At 71.7% G+C, this 16,693-nt stretch carries 16 protein-coding genes; 5 read left to right on the top strand and 11 right to left on the bottom strand.

Annotated elements, in window-relative coordinates; all coding sequences use genetic code 11:
- The 3 genes from ACFWJW_RS33295 to ACFWJW_RS33285 all read right to left on the bottom strand — a co-directional run bounded on the left by ACFWJW_RS33295 (position 1) and on the right by ACFWJW_RS33285 (position 4,015).
- Positions 1 to 1,548 (bottom strand): ATP-dependent DNA ligase, encoded by a 1,548-nt coding sequence (locus ACFWJW_RS33295; protein WP_387248144.1) that lies wholly within the window; start codon positions 1,546 to 1,548, stop codon positions 1 to 3.
- Positions 1,549 to 1,620: 72 nt separating this feature from the next.
- Entirely contained in the window at positions 1,621 to 3,018 is a 1,398-nt protein-coding gene (locus ACFWJW_RS33290) for an FAD-binding oxidoreductase (RefSeq protein WP_387248142.1), read from the bottom strand.
- A 10-nt stretch (positions 3,019 to 3,028) separates the two neighbouring features.
- A complete protein-coding gene (locus ACFWJW_RS33285) occupies positions 3,029 to 4,015 on the bottom strand; it encodes an antibiotic biosynthesis monooxygenase (protein ID WP_387248140.1) in 987 nt (328 codons plus the stop codon).
- 104 nt (positions 4,016 to 4,119) lie between these two features.
- Between ACFWJW_RS33285 and ACFWJW_RS33280 the strand changes: the two genes are divergently transcribed.
- Positions 4,120 to 4,686 carry a nucleoside deaminase gene (locus ACFWJW_RS33280; protein WP_387248180.1) on the top strand — a complete coding sequence of 189 codons (567 nt, stop codon included), beginning with the start codon at positions 4,120 to 4,122 and terminating at the stop codon, positions 4,684 to 4,686.
- 100 nt (positions 4,687 to 4,786) lie between these two features.
- Here the strand turns inward: ACFWJW_RS33280 and ACFWJW_RS33275 are convergent, their stop codons facing one another.
- Entirely contained in the window at positions 4,787 to 5,554 is a 768-nt protein-coding gene (locus ACFWJW_RS33275; protein ID WP_387248138.1) for a hypothetical protein, read from the bottom strand.
- A gap of 529 nt (positions 5,555 to 6,083) precedes the next feature.
- Here ACFWJW_RS33275 and ACFWJW_RS33270 point away from each other — a divergent pair.
- Entirely contained in the window at positions 6,084 to 6,797 is a 714-nt protein-coding gene (locus ACFWJW_RS33270; protein ID WP_387248136.1) for a histone deacetylase, read from the top strand.
- A gap of 192 nt (positions 6,798 to 6,989) precedes the next feature.
- Here the strand turns inward: ACFWJW_RS33270 and ACFWJW_RS33265 are convergent, their stop codons facing one another.
- Complete coding sequence (locus ACFWJW_RS33265; RefSeq protein WP_387248134.1) at positions 6,990 to 7,805, bottom strand: HAD-IIA family hydrolase; 816 nt, start codon at positions 7,803 to 7,805, stop codon at positions 6,990 to 6,992.
- A gap of 144 nt (positions 7,806 to 7,949) precedes the next feature.
- On the opposite strand from ACFWJW_RS33265, the gene ACFWJW_RS33260 reads away from it, so the two are divergent.
- Positions 7,950 to 9,281: a phosphoribosyltransferase family protein gene (locus tag ACFWJW_RS33260; RefSeq protein WP_387248132.1), complete on the top strand. Its 1,332-nt coding sequence runs from the start codon at positions 7,950 to 7,952 to the stop codon at positions 9,279 to 9,281.
- A 130-nt stretch (positions 9,282 to 9,411) separates the two neighbouring features.
- Here ACFWJW_RS33260 and ACFWJW_RS33255 read toward each other — a convergent pair whose 3' ends face one another.
- Positions 9,412 to 9,735 (bottom strand): putative quinol monooxygenase, encoded by a 324-nt coding sequence (locus tag ACFWJW_RS33255; RefSeq protein ID WP_387248130.1) that lies wholly within the window; start codon positions 9,733 to 9,735, stop codon positions 9,412 to 9,414.
- Between the two features lie 42 nt (positions 9,736 to 9,777).
- Complete coding sequence (locus tag ACFWJW_RS33250; protein ID WP_387248128.1) at positions 9,778 to 10,602, bottom strand: hypothetical protein; 825 nt, start codon at positions 10,600 to 10,602, stop codon at positions 9,778 to 9,780.
- Positions 10,603 to 10,837: 235 nt separating this feature from the next.
- Between ACFWJW_RS33250 and ACFWJW_RS33245 the strand changes: the two genes are divergently transcribed.
- Complete coding sequence (locus ACFWJW_RS33245; RefSeq protein WP_387248126.1) at positions 10,838 to 12,070, top strand: serine hydrolase domain-containing protein; 1,233 nt, start codon at positions 10,838 to 10,840, stop codon at positions 12,068 to 12,070.
- Positions 12,071 to 12,168: 98 nt separating this feature from the next.
- Here the strand turns inward: ACFWJW_RS33245 and ACFWJW_RS33240 are convergent, their stop codons facing one another.
- The 4 genes from ACFWJW_RS33240 to ACFWJW_RS33225 form a co-directional block, all read right to left on the bottom strand.
- Positions 12,169 to 12,246, bottom strand: coding sequence for a 50S ribosomal protein bL37 (locus ACFWJW_RS33240; protein ID WP_370454205.1), 78 nt, complete (start codon positions 12,244 to 12,246; stop codon positions 12,169 to 12,171).
- Positions 12,247 to 12,416: 170 nt separating this feature from the next.
- Positions 12,417 to 13,625 (bottom strand): 4-hydroxybenzoate 3-monooxygenase, encoded by a 1,209-nt coding sequence (locus ACFWJW_RS33235; RefSeq protein ID WP_387248124.1) that lies wholly within the window; start codon positions 13,623 to 13,625, stop codon positions 12,417 to 12,419.
- 160 nt (positions 13,626 to 13,785) lie between these two features.
- Entirely contained in the window at positions 13,786 to 14,448 is a 663-nt protein-coding gene (locus ACFWJW_RS33230; protein WP_387248122.1) for a class F sortase, read from the bottom strand.
- A gap of 20 nt (positions 14,449 to 14,468) precedes the next feature.
- On the bottom strand, positions 14,469 to 15,293 hold the full coding sequence (locus ACFWJW_RS33225) for a hypothetical protein (RefSeq protein WP_387248120.1): 825 nt from the start codon (positions 15,291 to 15,293) through the stop codon (positions 14,469 to 14,471).
- Positions 15,294 to 15,835: 542 nt separating this feature from the next.
- On the opposite strand from ACFWJW_RS33225, the gene ACFWJW_RS33220 reads away from it, so the two are divergent.
- A complete protein-coding gene (locus ACFWJW_RS33220; protein ID WP_387248118.1) occupies positions 15,836 to 16,576 on the top strand; it encodes a DUF4232 domain-containing protein in 741 nt (246 codons plus the stop codon).
- The last annotated feature ends 117 nt before the right edge of the window (positions 16,577 to 16,693 follow it).

Genomic DNA, 16,693 nt, shown 5'->3' with positions numbered 1-16,693 from the left:
CTACCCGGCCCCGCCGTCGTGCGCGGTGAGCACCGTCTCGACGGTGTCCGCCTCGGCCGCGGTCTTGTCCTCCCGGTAGCGCACCACTCGCGCGAAGCGCAGGGTCACGCCCGCCGGGTAGCGCGAGGAGGTCTGGAGCCCGTCGTAGGCGATCTCGACGACGAGCTCCGGACGCACCGTCACGACATGGCCGTCGTCCGCCACCGCGAGCTCCCGCAGCCGCTCGGTCTGCCAGCCGAGGGTGGCGTCGGTGAGCCCCTTGAAGGTCTTGCCCAGCATGACGAAACCGCCCTCCGGGTCCCGGGCCCCGAGGTGGAGGTTGGACAGCTTCCCGATGCGCCGGCCGTGGCCCCACTCCGCGGCCAGCACCACCAGGTCCAGGGTGTGCACGGGCTTGACCTTCAGCCAGGCGGCGCCGCGGCGGCCCGCGCTGTAGGGGGCGTCCAGCGCCTTGACCACGACGCCCTCATGGCCCCGGCGCAGGGTCTCGGCCCAGAACTCCTCCGCGGCGGCGCGGGCGGCGGCGTCGGCGGGGTCGCCGACCACCTCGCGGCGCACCCGCAGCGGCTCGGGAACCAGCCGGACCAGCTCCGCATGCCGCTGCTCGCCGGGGAGTTCCAGCAGGTCCCGGCCATCGACCGAGAGCACGTCGAAGAAGACCGGGGACAGCGGCAGCGCGGCCTGCGCGGCGGAGACGTCCACCCGCGAGCCGAACCGTCCGGCGACCCGCTGGAACGGCACCGGCCGGCCCGCGCCGTCCAGGGCGATCACTTCGCCGTCGAGGATGAACCGGCCGGCCGGCAGCTCCCGGGCGACGGCGGTGACCTCGGGGAGCCGGTCGGTGACCTCGTCCAGGGTGCGGGTGTGGATCCGTACGTCCGGCCCGTCGCGGTGCACCTGGACGCGGATGCCGTCGAGCTTCTCCTCCACGGCGCAGGCCCCGAGCCGGTCGACCGCCTCGGCCACCGACTTGGCGCTGTGCGCCAGCATCGGCCCGACGGGCCGGCCGACGGTGAGCCGGAAGTCCGCGAGCGCCGCCGGCCCCTCGGCGAGCAGCGCCCGCGCCACGTCCGGCAGCGAGCCCGCCAGCATCACGGCGCGCCGTACGTCCGCCGCGGGCACGTCGGTCGCGGCGGCGAGCCCTTCGGCCGCGATGGCGTCCAGCGCGCCCTGCCGTACCTCGCCGGTGAGCAGACCGGTCAGGAACCGCTGCTCCGCCGCGGTCGCCGCGGCCAGCAGCTCCCGGACGAGTGCCCGCCGCTCGCCCTGTGCCCCGGCCCCGGAGACCCGCGCCAGGGTGGTCAGCGCGGTGTCCACGTCGCGTACGGTCAGCGTGGCGCGGTCCGCGGCCGGCACCGGTTCGCGCAGCACGCTCCAGCCGATCCCGATCCGCCCCTGCGGCAGCCGGCCGGCGAGGTACGGGATGACCACCGGGACGTCCTCCGGCGCCGCGGCCCGGAACAGCCCGGCCAGCAGCGCGATCTTCTGCGAACGCGCCGGCGTCGCGGCGACCTCCCCCGATACCTGTGCGAGATGCGCCAGCAGCATAGGGCCATGGTGCCCCCGCGGCGCCGTCCCCGCTTCCCCTGGCGGCGAATCCGCGCGCTGCCCCTGGTGCCGTCAGGGGGCGAGGTAGGAGTGGAAGAGGTTTTCCGGGTCCCACTGCGCCTTGACCTCCTGGAGACGGTCCCAGGTGGCGGGGGTGTAGGAGCGCCGGGCCCGTGCCGGGTCGGCCTCCAGGTCCGTCTCGGCGATGTAGTGGGAGCCCTCGCCCCGCGGGTCCGCGGCGGCCATGGCGTCCCGCAGCCAGCGGGCGTTGTCCCGGTCGCCGGCCGGGTCGTCCCAGACCGCGTAGCAGACGAGATAGGACGCGCCGAGCGGGGCGAAGGCCATGTTCCGCAGCAGCGCGGGGTCCTGGGCGACCGGCTGTACGGGCGAGAGCACCAGGGACTTCCCGGAGGGGGCGTGGGCGACCGCGTCGGTGATCCGGGTCAGCTGGGTGGCGTGGCTCTCCGGCGACCACAGGGTGTCCGCCGCATACCGGTGGGCGGGCGGCCAGACGGCTGCCGCGCCCTCGTGCAGCGCGGCGAAGGACACCGGCGTGGGCAGTTGCCGGGTGACGGCGCATTCGCCGAAGGGACAGTCGGCGTACGGCTCCAGCGCCTGCCGGGCCGCATGCTCCGTGGCGGCGAACGCGGTGGCGGCGACCGTGATCCGGGGTCCCCGGGGAGCACTGGTGGTCGGTGGACCGGAGGCCGCGAGGACGAAGGCGGTCTCGACGTACGGCGGGAGGCGGCGCGCGAGCGGCTCCGCCCACTCCGTCACCGGGCCGACATCGGCCAGCGGGAAGGTGAGGCTGGTCGTCAGCATCGAGGCCGGGTGCGGGTGCAGGGCGAGGCGGAAGCTCGTGACGGCCGCGCAGAAGCCCGGTCCGGCGCCCCGGGCGGCCCAGAAGAGGTCGGGGTGCTCGGTGTCGCTACAGGTGACCGTCCGCCCGTCGGCGGTGACGGCCCGGATCTCCCGCACATCGGCGCAGGACGCCCCCCAGGCGCGGGAGTTCCAGCCGAGGCCGCCGCTGAGCAGGAATCCGCCGACCGCCACCGTGGGGCAGTGCCCGACCGGGAAGGCCAGGTCGTGCGGGGTGAGGGCGGCGACCAGGTCCTGGCCGGTGGTGGCGGGGCCCACGGTGGCGGTGGCCGGATCAGCGCCCCGGGCGGGCGTGATGCCGCACTGCCGGAGCCCGGCGAGGTCGAGCAGCAGGCCCCCGTCGCGGAGGGGTGAGCCGGACCAGTTGTGTCCGCCGGACCGGATCGCGACCCGCAGGCCCCGGGCGCGGGCCCAGGTGACGGCGTGCACCACGTCCGCTTCCGTGGCGGCGCGCACGATGAGTTCGGGGTACCGCGGGGGCGTGACCTCGTTCCACACCGCGCCGGCCCGGGCGTCCTCGTAGCCGCGGTCGGCCCGCCGGATCAGCGTGCCCTCGATGTCCGCCCCAACTGCCGGTGCCCGTGGGCGCATCGCCGCCTCCTCACCAAATCTGGCCGGTGATCAGGCCGAAGACGCCGATGCACACCACGTAGCAGAGCAGCATCACCGCGACACCGGTCACCTGCACCCGGCGGGTGCGGGCCCGGGCGGGCACCAGCCAGAAGGCGAGGGCCCGGTTCACGGTCGGCATCAACAGCCAGGTCAGTGCGCTGACGCTCAGCACATTGGAGAGGAACAGCCCGATGTACTCCCGGATTCCCAGCTTCTCCAGTCCGTATCCCACGGTCAGGTTGAGCACCATCACCGTCGGATAGAGCGCCAGCAGAACGGACATGGCCTGTTTCCAGTTGGGCGGTGCGCTCTGGTCCTCGCCGTGGTCGAACGTGAACCAGCCGCTGAACGACGAACCCACCTTGCGTACGTCGTAGGAGGTGAAGTATTTGCTCCCCTCCTCCAGCAGCTTGCTGCGTACGTCGGAGGAGAGCCAGTCGTCGAGGTAGGCACGCGACTCGAACCGGAAGACGACAACCCAGTTGTCCTGCACGCCCGCCACCGGCTCGAAGAGCTCGGACCCCATGAAACCCGGCGCCTTCTCCTGCTCTTTGAGCGTCTTCTGCTGCCAGTTCACAAAGCCCTCTTCGCAGCCCGGCTTCACCTCGTGGGAGATCACGGCGGTGACCGCCTCCGGAGCCGGCTGCGCGGGGGTGCCGCCCTGGAGCACCTCCTGCGTCGGGGGGCTTTCGAAGAGTCCGCGTGCTTCGTCCAGCAACTCCTGCCGTCGGTCCGAATCCAGCCAGGCGGTCAAATGGTCCATGGCGGAAAAGCGGAATACGGCTACCCATTCATTGGTTTCACCGGCGGCCGGCGGATATACCTCGGCGCCCACAAAACCCTTGAATTCGCCGGCCGCCCGATTCACCCGGTCCTGCCAGCGCTGATACTCGTCGGCCCGGCCCTCGCGCACCTTCTGCGAGGTCACAACGGTGGCGTTGAGCGCCGTGGAGTCACGGCTTGCACGGGAACTCACATCGAGTAGCCTAGTACACAGGGGAATTACCGGGCAAATTGGGCATTAATGCAGTCCGTTCCGCAGAGGACGCTGAGGAATCGATGCCGATCGGAGAGTCCGTGATGGAAGACAAAGAACTCCTCGCAGAGGCCGTACGGCTGGCCACGGAATCCGTGGAGAACGGCTGGGGCGGCCCGTTCGGCGCGGTGATCACGCGCGACGGCGAGATCCTCGCCCGCGGGCAGAACCGCGTTCTGCTGACCGGCGACCCCACCGCTCACGCCGAGATGCAGACGATCAGCAAAGCCATCCAGGTCCTCAACCCTGAGGCTCCGTCAATCGCCGTGGAGCACCAGAACGAGAGCACGCTGGAGTACGTCGCCCGGCCCGAGGGTTCACCGGACCCGCTGCCGGAGCGCGCCCGGATGCTCCAGGGCTGCTCGATCTACATCAGCGGCGCCCCCTGCCCGATGTGTATGAGCGCCATCTACTGGTCACGGATGGACGCCGTGTACTACAGCTGCGACCTGGAGGACACCGCACGGATCGGCTTCGACGACTCGTTCCAGTACGAGGACTTCAAGCGGCCCCTCAGCGAGCGGCGGATCAAGATCGAGCAGATCCACCCCGAACTGGGCGCCCATGCGTATGCGGCATGGACCAACCGGGCCGACCGGCACGCGTACTGACGACGGGACACGGCCCGCCGCGGCGGCACGGTGACCGCCGCGAAGAGCCGCTCCCGCGACCCGGCTCCCGAGCCGTCCGGACCGAAGCGTTCCGGGCGGCTCACTCGTACATCACGTACTCCGGCTGCGGCCGGAGGGCCAGCACCTCCTTGGGCGTCATGAGGCGGCTGCCCTCGGCGTCCTCCTCGTAGAAGAGCTTGAAACCGGTGTGCAGGCCGTCGGGCAGCTCCCGGACCAGCTTGTGCCAGGTCCCGCGCTTCAGGCCGGGCGAGCCGATCCCGTCGGCGCTCTTGATCAGCGCCACACCGGGCTGGGGGCGCAGCGCCGACTGGTCGCCGACGACGGACGTGGCGACCTGGTGGAAGACCAGCGGCTTCTGCGGCAGATCGTGCTCCTCGACCAGGCCGGACAGATAGCGGGCGACCTTCGTCAGCTCATGGCCGTCGGTGTGCCCGTAGGTGTCGCCCGGCACCTCGCCGGAGCCCATCTCCCACTCCGGGTCCAGGGCGATCCCCACGTCCGGGTGGACGAGCCAGTCGCGCAGCGCCTTGACCTCGTCGAGCACCGCGGCCCGGCCCGGCTGGATGTTCAACAGCAGCAGCCCGCGGCGCTCGCGCGCCACCCGGTGGAAACGGCGGACGGTGGCGGCAGGCGTGCGTGAACGGTACTTACCGTCCGGGCCGGCCGTGGAGTTGGCGACCGTCGCCAGGAGTTCGAGGACCGGCAGGGGCTCCCGCCCCGCGGCGAAGGAGTGCGCCACCTTCTCCGCCTCGGCGGCCCGCCGCCCGGGGTCACCGGTCCCGAGCCGGCCGAGCGCCGCCGCGCCGGGCAGGCCACAGAACCCGACCATCCGGTAGCGCGGGAACAATTCCCGTCCGCCACGCGGGAGTTCCGGGCGGCGTCGCTTCTTCGGGCGGCCCGGGGACGCGGAGCCGGACGGGCCCGGGGAACCGCTTCCGGCCGACGGGGAGGATCCCGGCTGCCCCGGCGGTGACGCCCTGGACGCGGAATCGGCCCGTGAGGACGTGCCCCCGCAGGCCGTGAGCAGCCCGAGCCCGGCCGCTGTCGTGACCGCGAGCATCCGGCGCCGGCTCGCGTCCGGCGCGGGTACGGGGTCGCGCCCCGCCGTCCTGCCCCCGCGTATCTCCGTGTCGGTGCGTCCTGACACCTTGTCCGCCATGTTGCCTCCGTCCCCCGGCATCCGGTCGTTGACCGGCCACCGGTTGCCCTGCGGACCAGTCCGTTCCGGTCCGTGCAGTGCGCATCTCCAGCACCTCCGCGGCAAAACCCGGGGTGGTAACGATCAAGCCAGGTTCCCCGCGGCCGCTCGGCTGCACGTCCTCGCCCCGGCCGCACGTCCTCGCCTCGCCGCGGGCCGGTCCGCGTAGCGTGGGAGCGTGACCAGGCCCCGACGCCTCGAAGCCCTGGACGACTCCCCCGAAGCCGTCCGGCGCCGCACCCCCGTCCGCCGCCTGTGGTACGCCGCGTACGGCTCCAACATGCATCTCGACCGGCTGACCGCCTACCTGGCCGGCGGCCGGCCGCCCGGTGGGCTGCGCAGCTACCCGGGCTGCCGGGACCCCCGCGGCCCCGCGCGCACCGCACCGGTCATGCTGCCGGGCCTGCTCTACTTCGCCACCACTTCGGAGGTGTGGACCGGCGGCAGGGCCTTCTACGACCCCGATGCCACCACGGCCCCGGGCGGTCGGCCGGAAAGCGCCGAACTGCCGTCCCGGGCCTATCTGCTGACGCTCTCCCAGTTCTCCGACATCGCCGCTCAGGAGATGTACCGGGAGCCCGGCGAGGACCTCGATCTCACGGCGGCCCTCACCCACGGGCGGGCCCGGACCGGCCCCGGACGGTACGAGACGCTGGTGTGCGCCGGAGCGCTGGACGGGTACCCGGTGCTGACCTTCACCGCACCGTGGAGCAGCCAGGACATCACCATGAACGCACCGTCGGCGGCCTATCTGCGGCATATCGCGGCCGGCATCGTCGCCGCCCACGGATGGAGCGCCCGCCGGGTCGCCGCCTATCTAGCCGGCTGCCCGGGGGCCGACGGCCACTGGACGGCGACGGAGATCGCGGCACTGCTCACCGACCAGTCCTGACCCGCGTCCTCGTCCCGGCACACCGTGCGGGCGGGTCACCCATGAGCTGATGGCCGGATTCTGGCCCACGGCCGATGCCGATCCGGCGATCACCGGCCCGGCGTCGTCCCGCTCCACTACCGGCGCGCCGGGGCGGCGGCCGTCGCGGGGTGAGCCCTGGGGTGCGGTGGGGGTGCGGTCCCGCACCCCGGCTCACGGGGCGGGCCGCTCCGGCAGACCGAGCAGGGCAGGCAGCTCGGCGAAGGAGTCGAGCACCCGGTCCGGGGTGCCGGAGGCCGCGTGATGGGTCTCCGGCAGATATTTGCCGGTCTTGACGAGCACCCCGGTGAGCCCGCAGCGCTGGGCCGCCAGCACATCGGACTCGATGTCGTCACCCACCATCAGCGTTTCCGACGCCGCGGCGCCGAGCTGCGCCAGGGCGGTGGCGAAGAACGCTTCGGCCGGTTTGCCGGTGACCACCGCCTCGACCCCGGCGGCCCGTTCCAGGCCCGGCAGAAAGGCCCCGGTGTCGAGTTCGAGCCCGTCCGCGGTACGCCAGTACAGATTGCGGTGCATGGCGACCAGCCGGGCGCCGCCCTGGAGATGACGAAACGCGGTGTTGAGGGCCGCATAGCCGAATTCCGCGCCCGCACCGCCGAACACCACCACGTCCGGCGCCGCCCGGCCCGCTCCGCCGGCCCCCTCCTCAACGATCTCCACACCCTCCAGATCGGCCCCGACCTCGCCGCTGTTGATCAGCAGACAGCGCGCGTCCGGATGGTGGGTGCGCAGGTAGGCGGCGGTGGCGGCGGGTGCGGTCAGAATGTCGTCGACGCCTACGGGGAAGCCCTCCCGGGCCAGCCGTCCGGCCACCACGGCGCGGGTCCGTGAGGTGGTGTTGGTGACCAGCAGCAGCGGCAGCCCGGCCGCGCGCAGCCGCTCCATGGCCGCGACGGCGCCGGGCAGCGCCTTCCAGGACACGGTGAGCACACCGTCGATATCGATCAGAACCGCTCCGATTCCTTCCATATGCCGACGGTAACCACGGTCCGCCGGGGCCGGGCGGAGGGCAGGGCCAGTCCACCGTCCGACTTGCGAAGGAGCGGTGAATGGGGTTATTTCGAAGTGAGGTGTGAACGCGGCTTCCGTCTCCCCTGGCTAGGGGGTGCCACTGTGCTGTTCACTGACCGCGCGGACGCGGGGCAACGCCTCGCCGAAGCGCTACAGCACCTGGAGGGGGAAGAGCCCGTCGTGCTGGGCCTGCCCCGTGGCGGGGTCCCGGTGGCCTTCCAAGTGGCGCGGGCGCTCAAGGCGCCGCTCGATGTGATCGTGGTCCGCAAACTGGGCGTCCCCTACCAACGCGAGCTGGGGTTCGGTGCCATCGGCGAGGGCGGCGTGCGGGTGATCAGCGACGACATCGTCCGCCGGGGCCGGCTCGGACAGGCGGATCTGGCGTCCGTGGAGCATGCCGAGGCGGCGGAACTCGCCCGTCAGGCGGAGCGTTTCCGTGCCGGACGGCCGCGGCTCTCCCTCAAGGGCCGGACCGCGATCGTGGTGGACGACGGGATCGCCACCGGCGCCACCGCGGCGGCCGCGTGCCAGGTGGTCCGCGCACAGGGCGCGTCCCGTGTGGTGCTCGCCGTCCCCGTGGCGCCTCCGGACGCGGCCGAGCGGCTGCGCACCGCGACCGATGAATTCGTCTGTCTCTCCACCCCGTTCGCCTTCTCCGCCGTCGGCGAGTGGTACCAGGACTTCTCTCAGACCCCCGACGACGAGGTCGTGGCGCTGCTGGCGCAGGCCGCGGCCGACCCCGGGCCGGAGCGGTCCGCGCCGGACGCGGGGACCGCGGCGGACAAGGACGTCGCGGACAAGGACGTCGAGGAGGAGGTGGCGATCGACGCCGCCGGGGTCCGGCTGACCGGGGATCTCCACCTGCCGGCCGGCGCCCGCGCGGTGGTGATGTTCGCGCACGGCTCGGGCAGCAGCCGGCACAGCCCGCGCAACCGGCTGGTCGCCGCGGCCCTGAACGAGGCGGGCCTGGGCACCCTGCTCTTCGACCTGCTCACCCCGGCGGAGGAGGCCCACCGGTCGAACGTCTTCGACATCGGCACCCTCGCCGACCGGCTGACCGCCGCCACCCGCTGGCTGCGCGACCGCACCGCCCTGCCGATCGGCTACTTCGGCGCGAGCACCGGCGCCGCGGCGGCGCTGTGGTCCGCCGCCACGCCCGGTGCGGACGTCGGTGCCGTGGTGTCCCGCGGTGGCCGCCCCGATCTCGCCGAACCGCTGCTCGTCGCGGTACGGGCGCCGACGCTGCTCATCGTGGGCGGCAACGACAATGTGGTCATCGACCTCAACCGGGAGGCCGAGGCGGCGCTGCGCTGCGAGACCCGTCTCGAAATCATTCCCGGTGCCACCCATCTCTTCGAGGAGCACGGCGCCCTCCAGCAGGTCGCCGACCTCGCCCGGGACTGGTTCCTCCGTCACTTGATGCAGGAGGCGTAGCGGGCTGCTCGGCGGAGGCGCTCCCCCCTTGGTGGTCCCGCCGACTGCCTTCCAGCCGAGGGCCGTTCAGCCGGATGTCTTCCAGTCAGTGGCCGTTCAGCCGGTCGCCGTTCAGCCGGTCGCCGGTCCTTCAGTCGATGGTGATCTCACCCATGGCGCTCCAGCCGTCCGCGCCCTCGATGGTGGTGCTCACGATGTCGGGGGTGCGGCGCAGCAGCGGGCGCATCTGCTCGATCGCGGCGCGGAAGTGGTCGGAATTGACATGCGCTTCGGCGGCATCGTCCTTGAATGCCTCGACCAGGACATAGGTGTTCGGGTCCTCGATGCTGCGGGACCATTCGAACCAGAGGTTGCCGGGTTCGGCGCGGGTGGCCTCGGTGAAGGCGGCGACGTGCTGCGGCCACTCCTCGGCGTACTCGGACTTCACGGGAAACTTGACGACGATGAAGATCATTCATCGATTCTAGATCACATGGCACCCGGTGCCGTCAAACCCTCACCGCGATACCTCGGGCTCCGCCTCTTTGCCGCTGCTCAGGGATTTGACGAGCACTACGCCCAGCACGATCAGCCCCACGCCCAGCCACACCGGCCCGGCGCCGAAGGCGAGGACCACGATGCCCACCGGGGTCAGATACCCCGCCAGCGGGACGAGCAGGCTGCTCAGCGGGGGTTCGGCCGGGCCGGGCAGGTTGCGTTCGCGCAGTGCACGCGCCCGTGCGACGTCCGGGTACCACTGGGTGAACTGCAAGGCCGCGATGATGGCCCCGATTTGGATGATCCAGCCCGTCCACAGGTTATTCGAATTGTGCAGCACGAGGTCGCCATAGGCCCCCGCTATCGCCGCCACGGCGAATGCGGCGCCCCAGGCACCGGTGATGTAGTAATTGGTCCGCAGAAATCTGGGCTCGCTCCAGAACTCGCGGGGCACCTCTTCCCGGGCGTACTGGAGGGTGAACGGCACCCGGCACGCCATGGAGCCGAGGGCGATCGTCATCAGGGCGATGTTCGCGACCTCGCCCGAATAGTTCTCCAGCCAGCGGTGGGTGCCCGGGGAGGCGAAAATGCCGATGATCGCCAGCACCACGAAGAACACCACATCGGAAATCTCCAGAATTTTGAAGGAGGACCCGGGACGGCGTATACGGCCGGCGATGACGATCACCACGGCAAGGGCCAAGGCTATGGCGACCGCCAGCTCGAAGCGGCCCGGACCGACCAGGACCGACATCGCGATCCATGGCGACATTCCGATGACGGGGCTGTCGAGGAGATGCGACAGCCGGCCGGTGTCGGCGGTGTCCGTCGGGCCGTGAGACATGGCAACAGCCCCTCTTGGGAGGCGAAACTCCCTTCCACGCTAGACCGCCGCCTGGGCTCCCTCTACTCGGGCGCGGCAGCGGTGCGGCGGGACGGGCGGTGCGGCGCCGCGGCGGGGAGCGGCGCGGTGACCGGCCGGAGTCCGGTGGGCTCGGGGACCGCCTCCGGGGTGGGTCAGGGGTGGGTCAGGGAGACCCCTGACGACGGCGCGGTGCGCAGCCGCGAAGCTGTTCGACATGAGCCTTTCTCCCTTGTCCCGCAGGGCCGTTGTGGGGGCCGCACTGTCCGGCGCGGTGGTCGCCGCGACGGCGGGCCCGGCCGGTGCCGCGTCCCGTCCGGCCCCGTCCCCGTCGTCGGGCGGCGGCCCGGCCGCTCGGAACCCGTCCGCCGGCGCCGCCGACCCCGTCCGCGTCCCCGTCCCTCCGCTGAACGTGCCCGCGCTGCGGGCGGCCCTCGCCGATCTGGAGCATCCGCAGCTGACCGCGGCCCAGCTGCGGGTGAGTGGTTCGGCCGGGCGGTGGTGCGGCACCGAGGGTGTCGCCGACCGGGCCACCGGCCGCGAGGTTCATGAGCGGGACACCTTCCGGATCGGCAGCATCACCAAGGCGTTCGTGGCGACGGTGGTGCTCCAGCTCGCCGCCGAGCGCCGGCTGTCGCCGGAGCAGTCGATCCAGCGTCTGCTGCCCGGCGTGCTGCCGTCGAGGTTCCCGCCGATCACGGTGTCACAGCTGCTGAACCACACCAGCGGACTCCCCGACGAGCAGGACCCGCCCTACGACCCGGCCTCCCCGGAGGACATCGCCCGGCACCGCTACGACCGGTGGACGCCCGAGCAGCTCGTGGCACAGGTGTCGCACGGCACCATGAAGTTCACCCCCGGCACCAAGCAGGAGTACCGGGGCATCAATTACGTCCTGCTGGCCCTGCTGATCGAGCGGCTGACGGGCTGCCGCTACGGCGAAGCGATCACGCACCGCATCCTGCGCCCGCTGGATCTGCGGCACACGGCCGTGCCCGGCAACGACCCACGGATTCACTGGCCGCATGTGCACGGCTATATGAGGATGACGGACGGCTCCCTGCTGGACATCACCCGGTTCGACCAGTCGGCCGCCTGGGGAGAGGGCGAGATGATCTCCCGTACCGGCGATCTGGACCGCTTCCTCACCGCCCTGTTCTCGGGCGAACTCCTGCCGCCCCATGAGCTGGAGCGGATGTTCACGCTGCCGCCGGACGAGGTGCGCATGGTGGACGGCACCCCGGCGCGCTATGCGGCGGGCCTCCAGACCGTCACGGTGAACGGCATCACCCTGTGGGGCAAGACCGGCGAACAGTACGGCTACAGCTCGGCCATGTTCGCCACCCGGGACCAACAGCGCCGCGCGGTCTTCTCGTTCAACCCGACCCGGCGCGACGCCACCCAGGCGCAGGTCTCCCTGCGGATAGCCGAGGCCCTGACGAAGGCATGAGCCGGGGCCGCACAGCACTGTGGGCTCCGCGTCCGCTGAAGCGCGGAGACGCGGAGCCCACCAGAACCCCATCGGCGAGGTCCGGTCACAGCCTTCGTTCAGGACTGGGGCCGCTTGCCGTGGTTGGCACCGTTCTTGCGACGGGCCTTCTTCTTACGACGGCGCTTGGATGACATACGTCTCCCTCCTCAATAACTCAGCGATGCTTTTCGCCGAATTTCTACCACTTCTCAACGGTATCTCGCCCGGCGATCACGAGGCCGCGTACCCAGGTCCGCGGGATCGCACCCCACCCCGGTTTGTGAGTCACCCCACGGAGGCACCGCCCGCCCGGTCCGCCGGGGCGTCACAGATCGGCTTCCTCGCCCATGTACAGCGCGGCGAAGGCCCGCGCCGCGGACTTTGACCCCAGCAGCCGCCGCAGCCGCGCCCGCGCCGTGCCCGCCAGGAAGCGGTCACCGGACGAGGCACCGTGCAACACGTAGGACAACCACTCGGAGAACTCCAGGTACTGCCAGACCCGCCGCAGACACGCCTCCGAATAGCCGGCAAGACCGCTGTCGTCGCCCTCGTAGTGCGCGATCAGGGCGTCGCCGAGCAGCAGCGCGTCGTTGATCGCGAGGTTCATGCCCTTCGCGGCGATCGGCGCGACCAGATGCGCCGCGTCACCCGCCAGGTGGAGGCGGCCGAACACCATCGGCTCCACCACATAGTTGTGCATGTCCAGGACCACCTTCTCGATCAGCGGTCCTTCGGCGACCGGCGGGGCGCCGTCGGCGGCGAGCCGGACACGCAGCTCGTCCCACACCCGGTCATGCGACCAGTTCCCGGCGTCCTCACCCGGCGCGACCTGGAGGTAATAGCGGGTGACCTGGGAGCTGCGGGCCATATGGGCGCCGAACCCGCGCTCGTGGATGCCGAAGATCACGCCGTCCGCGGACGGCGGTGCCTCGGCGAGGAGGGCGAGCCAGGCGACGCCGTGGTCATGGCGGGTGAGGACGGCCCGGCCGTCGGGGACGGCCGCCCGGGACACCCCGCGGGCGCCGTCGCAGCCGGCGATGAAGTCGCACTCGATCCGGTGCCGGGCACCGGTCACCGGGTCGGTGTACGACACCGCCGGCCGGTCGCTGTCGATGTCGTGCAGCGCCACCTCACGTACCCCGAAGCGGACCTCACCGCCCGCCCGGTCCACGTACGACGCCACGAGGTCGGTGACCAGGAGCGGCTGCGGATAGACGAAGTGCCGGCGGCCCGACAGCTCCCCGGTCCGCATCGTGTGCCGCTCCCCGTCGAACCGGAACTCGAACTCGCCCTGAGTCGCGGCCCGTTCGAGCAACCGGTCGGCCAGCCCGTGCCGGGCCAGCGCGCGCACCACCCACTCCTCCATGAACCCGGCACGCGGCCGCTGCTCGATGAACTCCCGGCTCTCCGCCTCCAGTACCACACAGTCAACTCCGGCGGTGCGCAGCAGATTCGCCACGGTGAGCCCGGCGGGACCGGCGCCGACGATGACGACACGGGTGCGTGTGACGGGGAGAGGGGCGGTGGAGGACACGTCGCGAGGTTCCCTTCGGGGGCGAGGAAAGATCGCAGGCAGTATGGCGGTTGCCCCGGGCGGACGGTCCGGCGCCCCGGCTCCGGGCCGGGGCACCGGCGAGCGGCCCGGTCACCCGTGCGGGGCGCCGGACCGCCGGCCGGTGCGGCGCGGGTCCGGTCTACGCGCTGCCCGTGAGGCTGGCGAACACCACCACGTTGTCGGGGTAGTAGTGCTGGCCCTGGTCGTAGTCACCACCGCAGGTGATCAGGCGGAGCCCGGCGTGATCGAGGTTCTTGTACACCTCCAGCGTGGGGAACTTGTTCTTCGGGTACTGGGCGATGCGGTCGACGGTGAACTTCGCCGTCTTCCCGTCCTGCCGGGAGACCTCGATGGTGTCCCCGCGCTTCATCGACGACAGCTTGTGGAACACCGACGGCTTGCCGTTCCAGGAGACATGGCCGGCGATCACCGCCGGTCCCTGGGAGCCGGGCGTGGGCCCCGGCTGGTACCAGCCCGCCTTGTCGGGGTCCCGGGGCGTCTCCATGGCACCGTTCTTCTGCTGTCCCAGCGTCTCCAGGGTGGAGGAGACCTGGAGCGACGGGATGGAGAGCCGCTGCGGAGCCGACTTCGGCATGCTGGCGGCCGCCTTGCTCCCGGAGCCGCCGCCCCGGGCCGTGTCGTCGGACGACTGCCCGCCGCCGTCACCGGGCTGCTGCCCCGCGGGGAGCGACTGGGCCGGCGACGCGTCCTGCCCTCCGCACCCGGCGAGAAGCACGGCCGACAGGGCCGCGGCGACGGCGTAGGCGGTGGCGCGGTGGCCCCGGCGGCGTACGGTGCTCATGGTGTCCTCGCTCCGGCGGCTCACGCGGCGGCCCCGTTGTCCCCGGCCCGCCCGGCGGCGAGGACGGTCTTCCGGCGCCGCGCGAGGGCCAGCGCACCGGCCGTCGCCACGAGGGCGGCTCCGCCGGCGCCCAGCACCGCGGCCGGAACCCCGTTCTCCTCGACGGGCCCGGTGCCGGTCTCGACGCCGCCGACCGGAATGGAACCCACCGCGGCGCCCAGGACCTCACCGCAGTTGGTCGGGGCGGTCGCCTCCTGGGGGAGCTTGGGGTCGAGTTCGCTCTTGCCCGCCCCCTCGAAGTCGTACTTCTTGTTGTCGTTGCGGTCGATGCCGTGCTGCACGATGTGCAGGTCCTTGATGTGGTCGACCACGTCCTGGGAGACCGGGATGGTGCGCTCGTAGGAGAGCTTTCCCTGCGCGTTCGCCACGGGCATCCGGTCGACGGCGAGACCGCTCTTCATGTCCGTGGGCCCCTTGGTGGCGAGCGAGATGTTGATATCGCCGTAATCGACCGTGGCTTCGGTGTTGTTGAGGACGCCGTCGCCGTTCGTGTCGTCGCTCGCGTCCGGGCAGTGGAAGTCATGGCCGTCGGTGGAGCCGTGGAGGTGCTGGGCGGAGGGCTGACCGGGCACGAGCCCCTCGGACTCGATCTTCACGGTCAGCTGCCTGCCCTGGAGGCTGAGCATCGCCGTGCCCTTGGAACCGGAGTTGTTCAGCTGCGCCAGGTTGATCTGGAACGCTCCGGTGCCCTGGGCGACGGCCTGGGACGAGGCGCCTGCGGTGAGGGCCAGGGCGGCGGGCAGAGCGACGACTACGGCGAGGTGGCGGGTGCGCTTGGCTATCACGATCGTTCCTTTTCCGGCGGCCTCCGCGAGGGAGGGGGGACCGCACGTCGTCCGGGTTCGACAGCAACACCTCGGCGAGGTGTCACGCGTCATTCGGAGCCGCAACGCCCGTGGATTGGTGGCGGGTTAAAAAATTTTTCGGCGGCCTTCTCGCGGGGCCCACGACGGCCCCTCCACCGGTTTTCTCAGGCGCGGTTGCTCCCCGGCCCAGCCGTGCGCCGCGAGGTCCGACGGCAGTGCCCCGTCCCCGTCCCTGCTCCCCTGTTCGTTCCGCCGTCCCAGGAAAGCATTCCAGGCAGTGGTCGTTTCCCCAGGTCAGCGCCTGTCCCAGCGTTCCGGCTTCTCTTCTTGCCCCGGGTCGGTTGGCACCGGGGCGCCCGCCGCGCAGGCTGTGAGCAGCACCACCGAGACGGGAGCCGCCATGCGAACCCGCTGGTGTGTCAGCGATGTTGTCGCCCTCGCCGTGCTGATCATCTGCGCCGCGGTGGTGATCTCACTGATCAGTCGCCGTTGAAACCCTCGCTAGGAGAAGTCGAATCACCATGCGTACCCTCCGATCCCGTACCGCCGCCGTCGCCACCGCCGTCGTGCTCGCGGGTGTGTCCCTGACCGCCTGCCAGAGCGACAGCGAGGCGGCGTCCGGCGGCCAGTCCGGGGCTCGCCCGGAATCCGGCGCCCCGAGCACGCCGGGCGGCGAGGCCGGCGGAACCGGCAAGGCAGACGGCACCGGCAACGCCGACGGCGAAGGCTCCGGCTCCGGGCAGGGCGCCTCCAGCGGTCAGGACAAGGGCGCCGGAAAGACCGGCGGTGCCGGAAAGACCAACGGCACCGGGGCGAACCAGGGCGCCGGGAACGGCTCGTCGGGCCCCTGTACCGGAGCGAACGTCAAGGCCGTGGTAAGCAAGGTCAAGCGCCCCATCAACCACTTGCTCCTGACGATCACCAACACCGGATCCCGCGCCTGCGACGCCTACTCCGCGCCCTTCCTCGGCTTCGACGACGACCAGTCGACGACCCGGATCATCGAGGACAGCAAGCCGCAGTCCGTCGTGTCCGTCGCCCCGGGGCAGTCCGCCTACGCCGGGATCCAGCTCAGCGGCGAGCCCGGCGGTGACACCCATGGCCGCACCGCCCGGAAGCTCACCGTGCACTTCGCTCCGCGGAACGGCTCCGGTTCGGTGGGCACCCCCGCCAAGCTCACCCTGCCCGCGGGCACGTACAAGGACGACAACGCCGCCGTCACCTACTGGCAGAGCTCGGCGTCCGACGCGCTGACCTACTGATCACTCATGACGCGCGGACGACCGGCCCTCCGTGAGGAGTCGTTGATCTCTCGTTGATCAGCCGGCGATCCGTCGTTGATCAGCCGCCGCCCCCTCCGTCCGCCCGGACCGCTGGTC

This window comes from Streptomyces sp. NPDC127097 (assembly GCF_042724075.1).
In the GTDB taxonomy this organism is placed as follows: domain Bacteria; phylum Actinomycetota; class Actinomycetes; order Streptomycetales; family Streptomycetaceae; genus Streptomyces.
The sequence above is the reverse complement of the archived record's forward strand: the minus strand, read 5'-3'. Positions and strand labels throughout refer to the sequence as shown.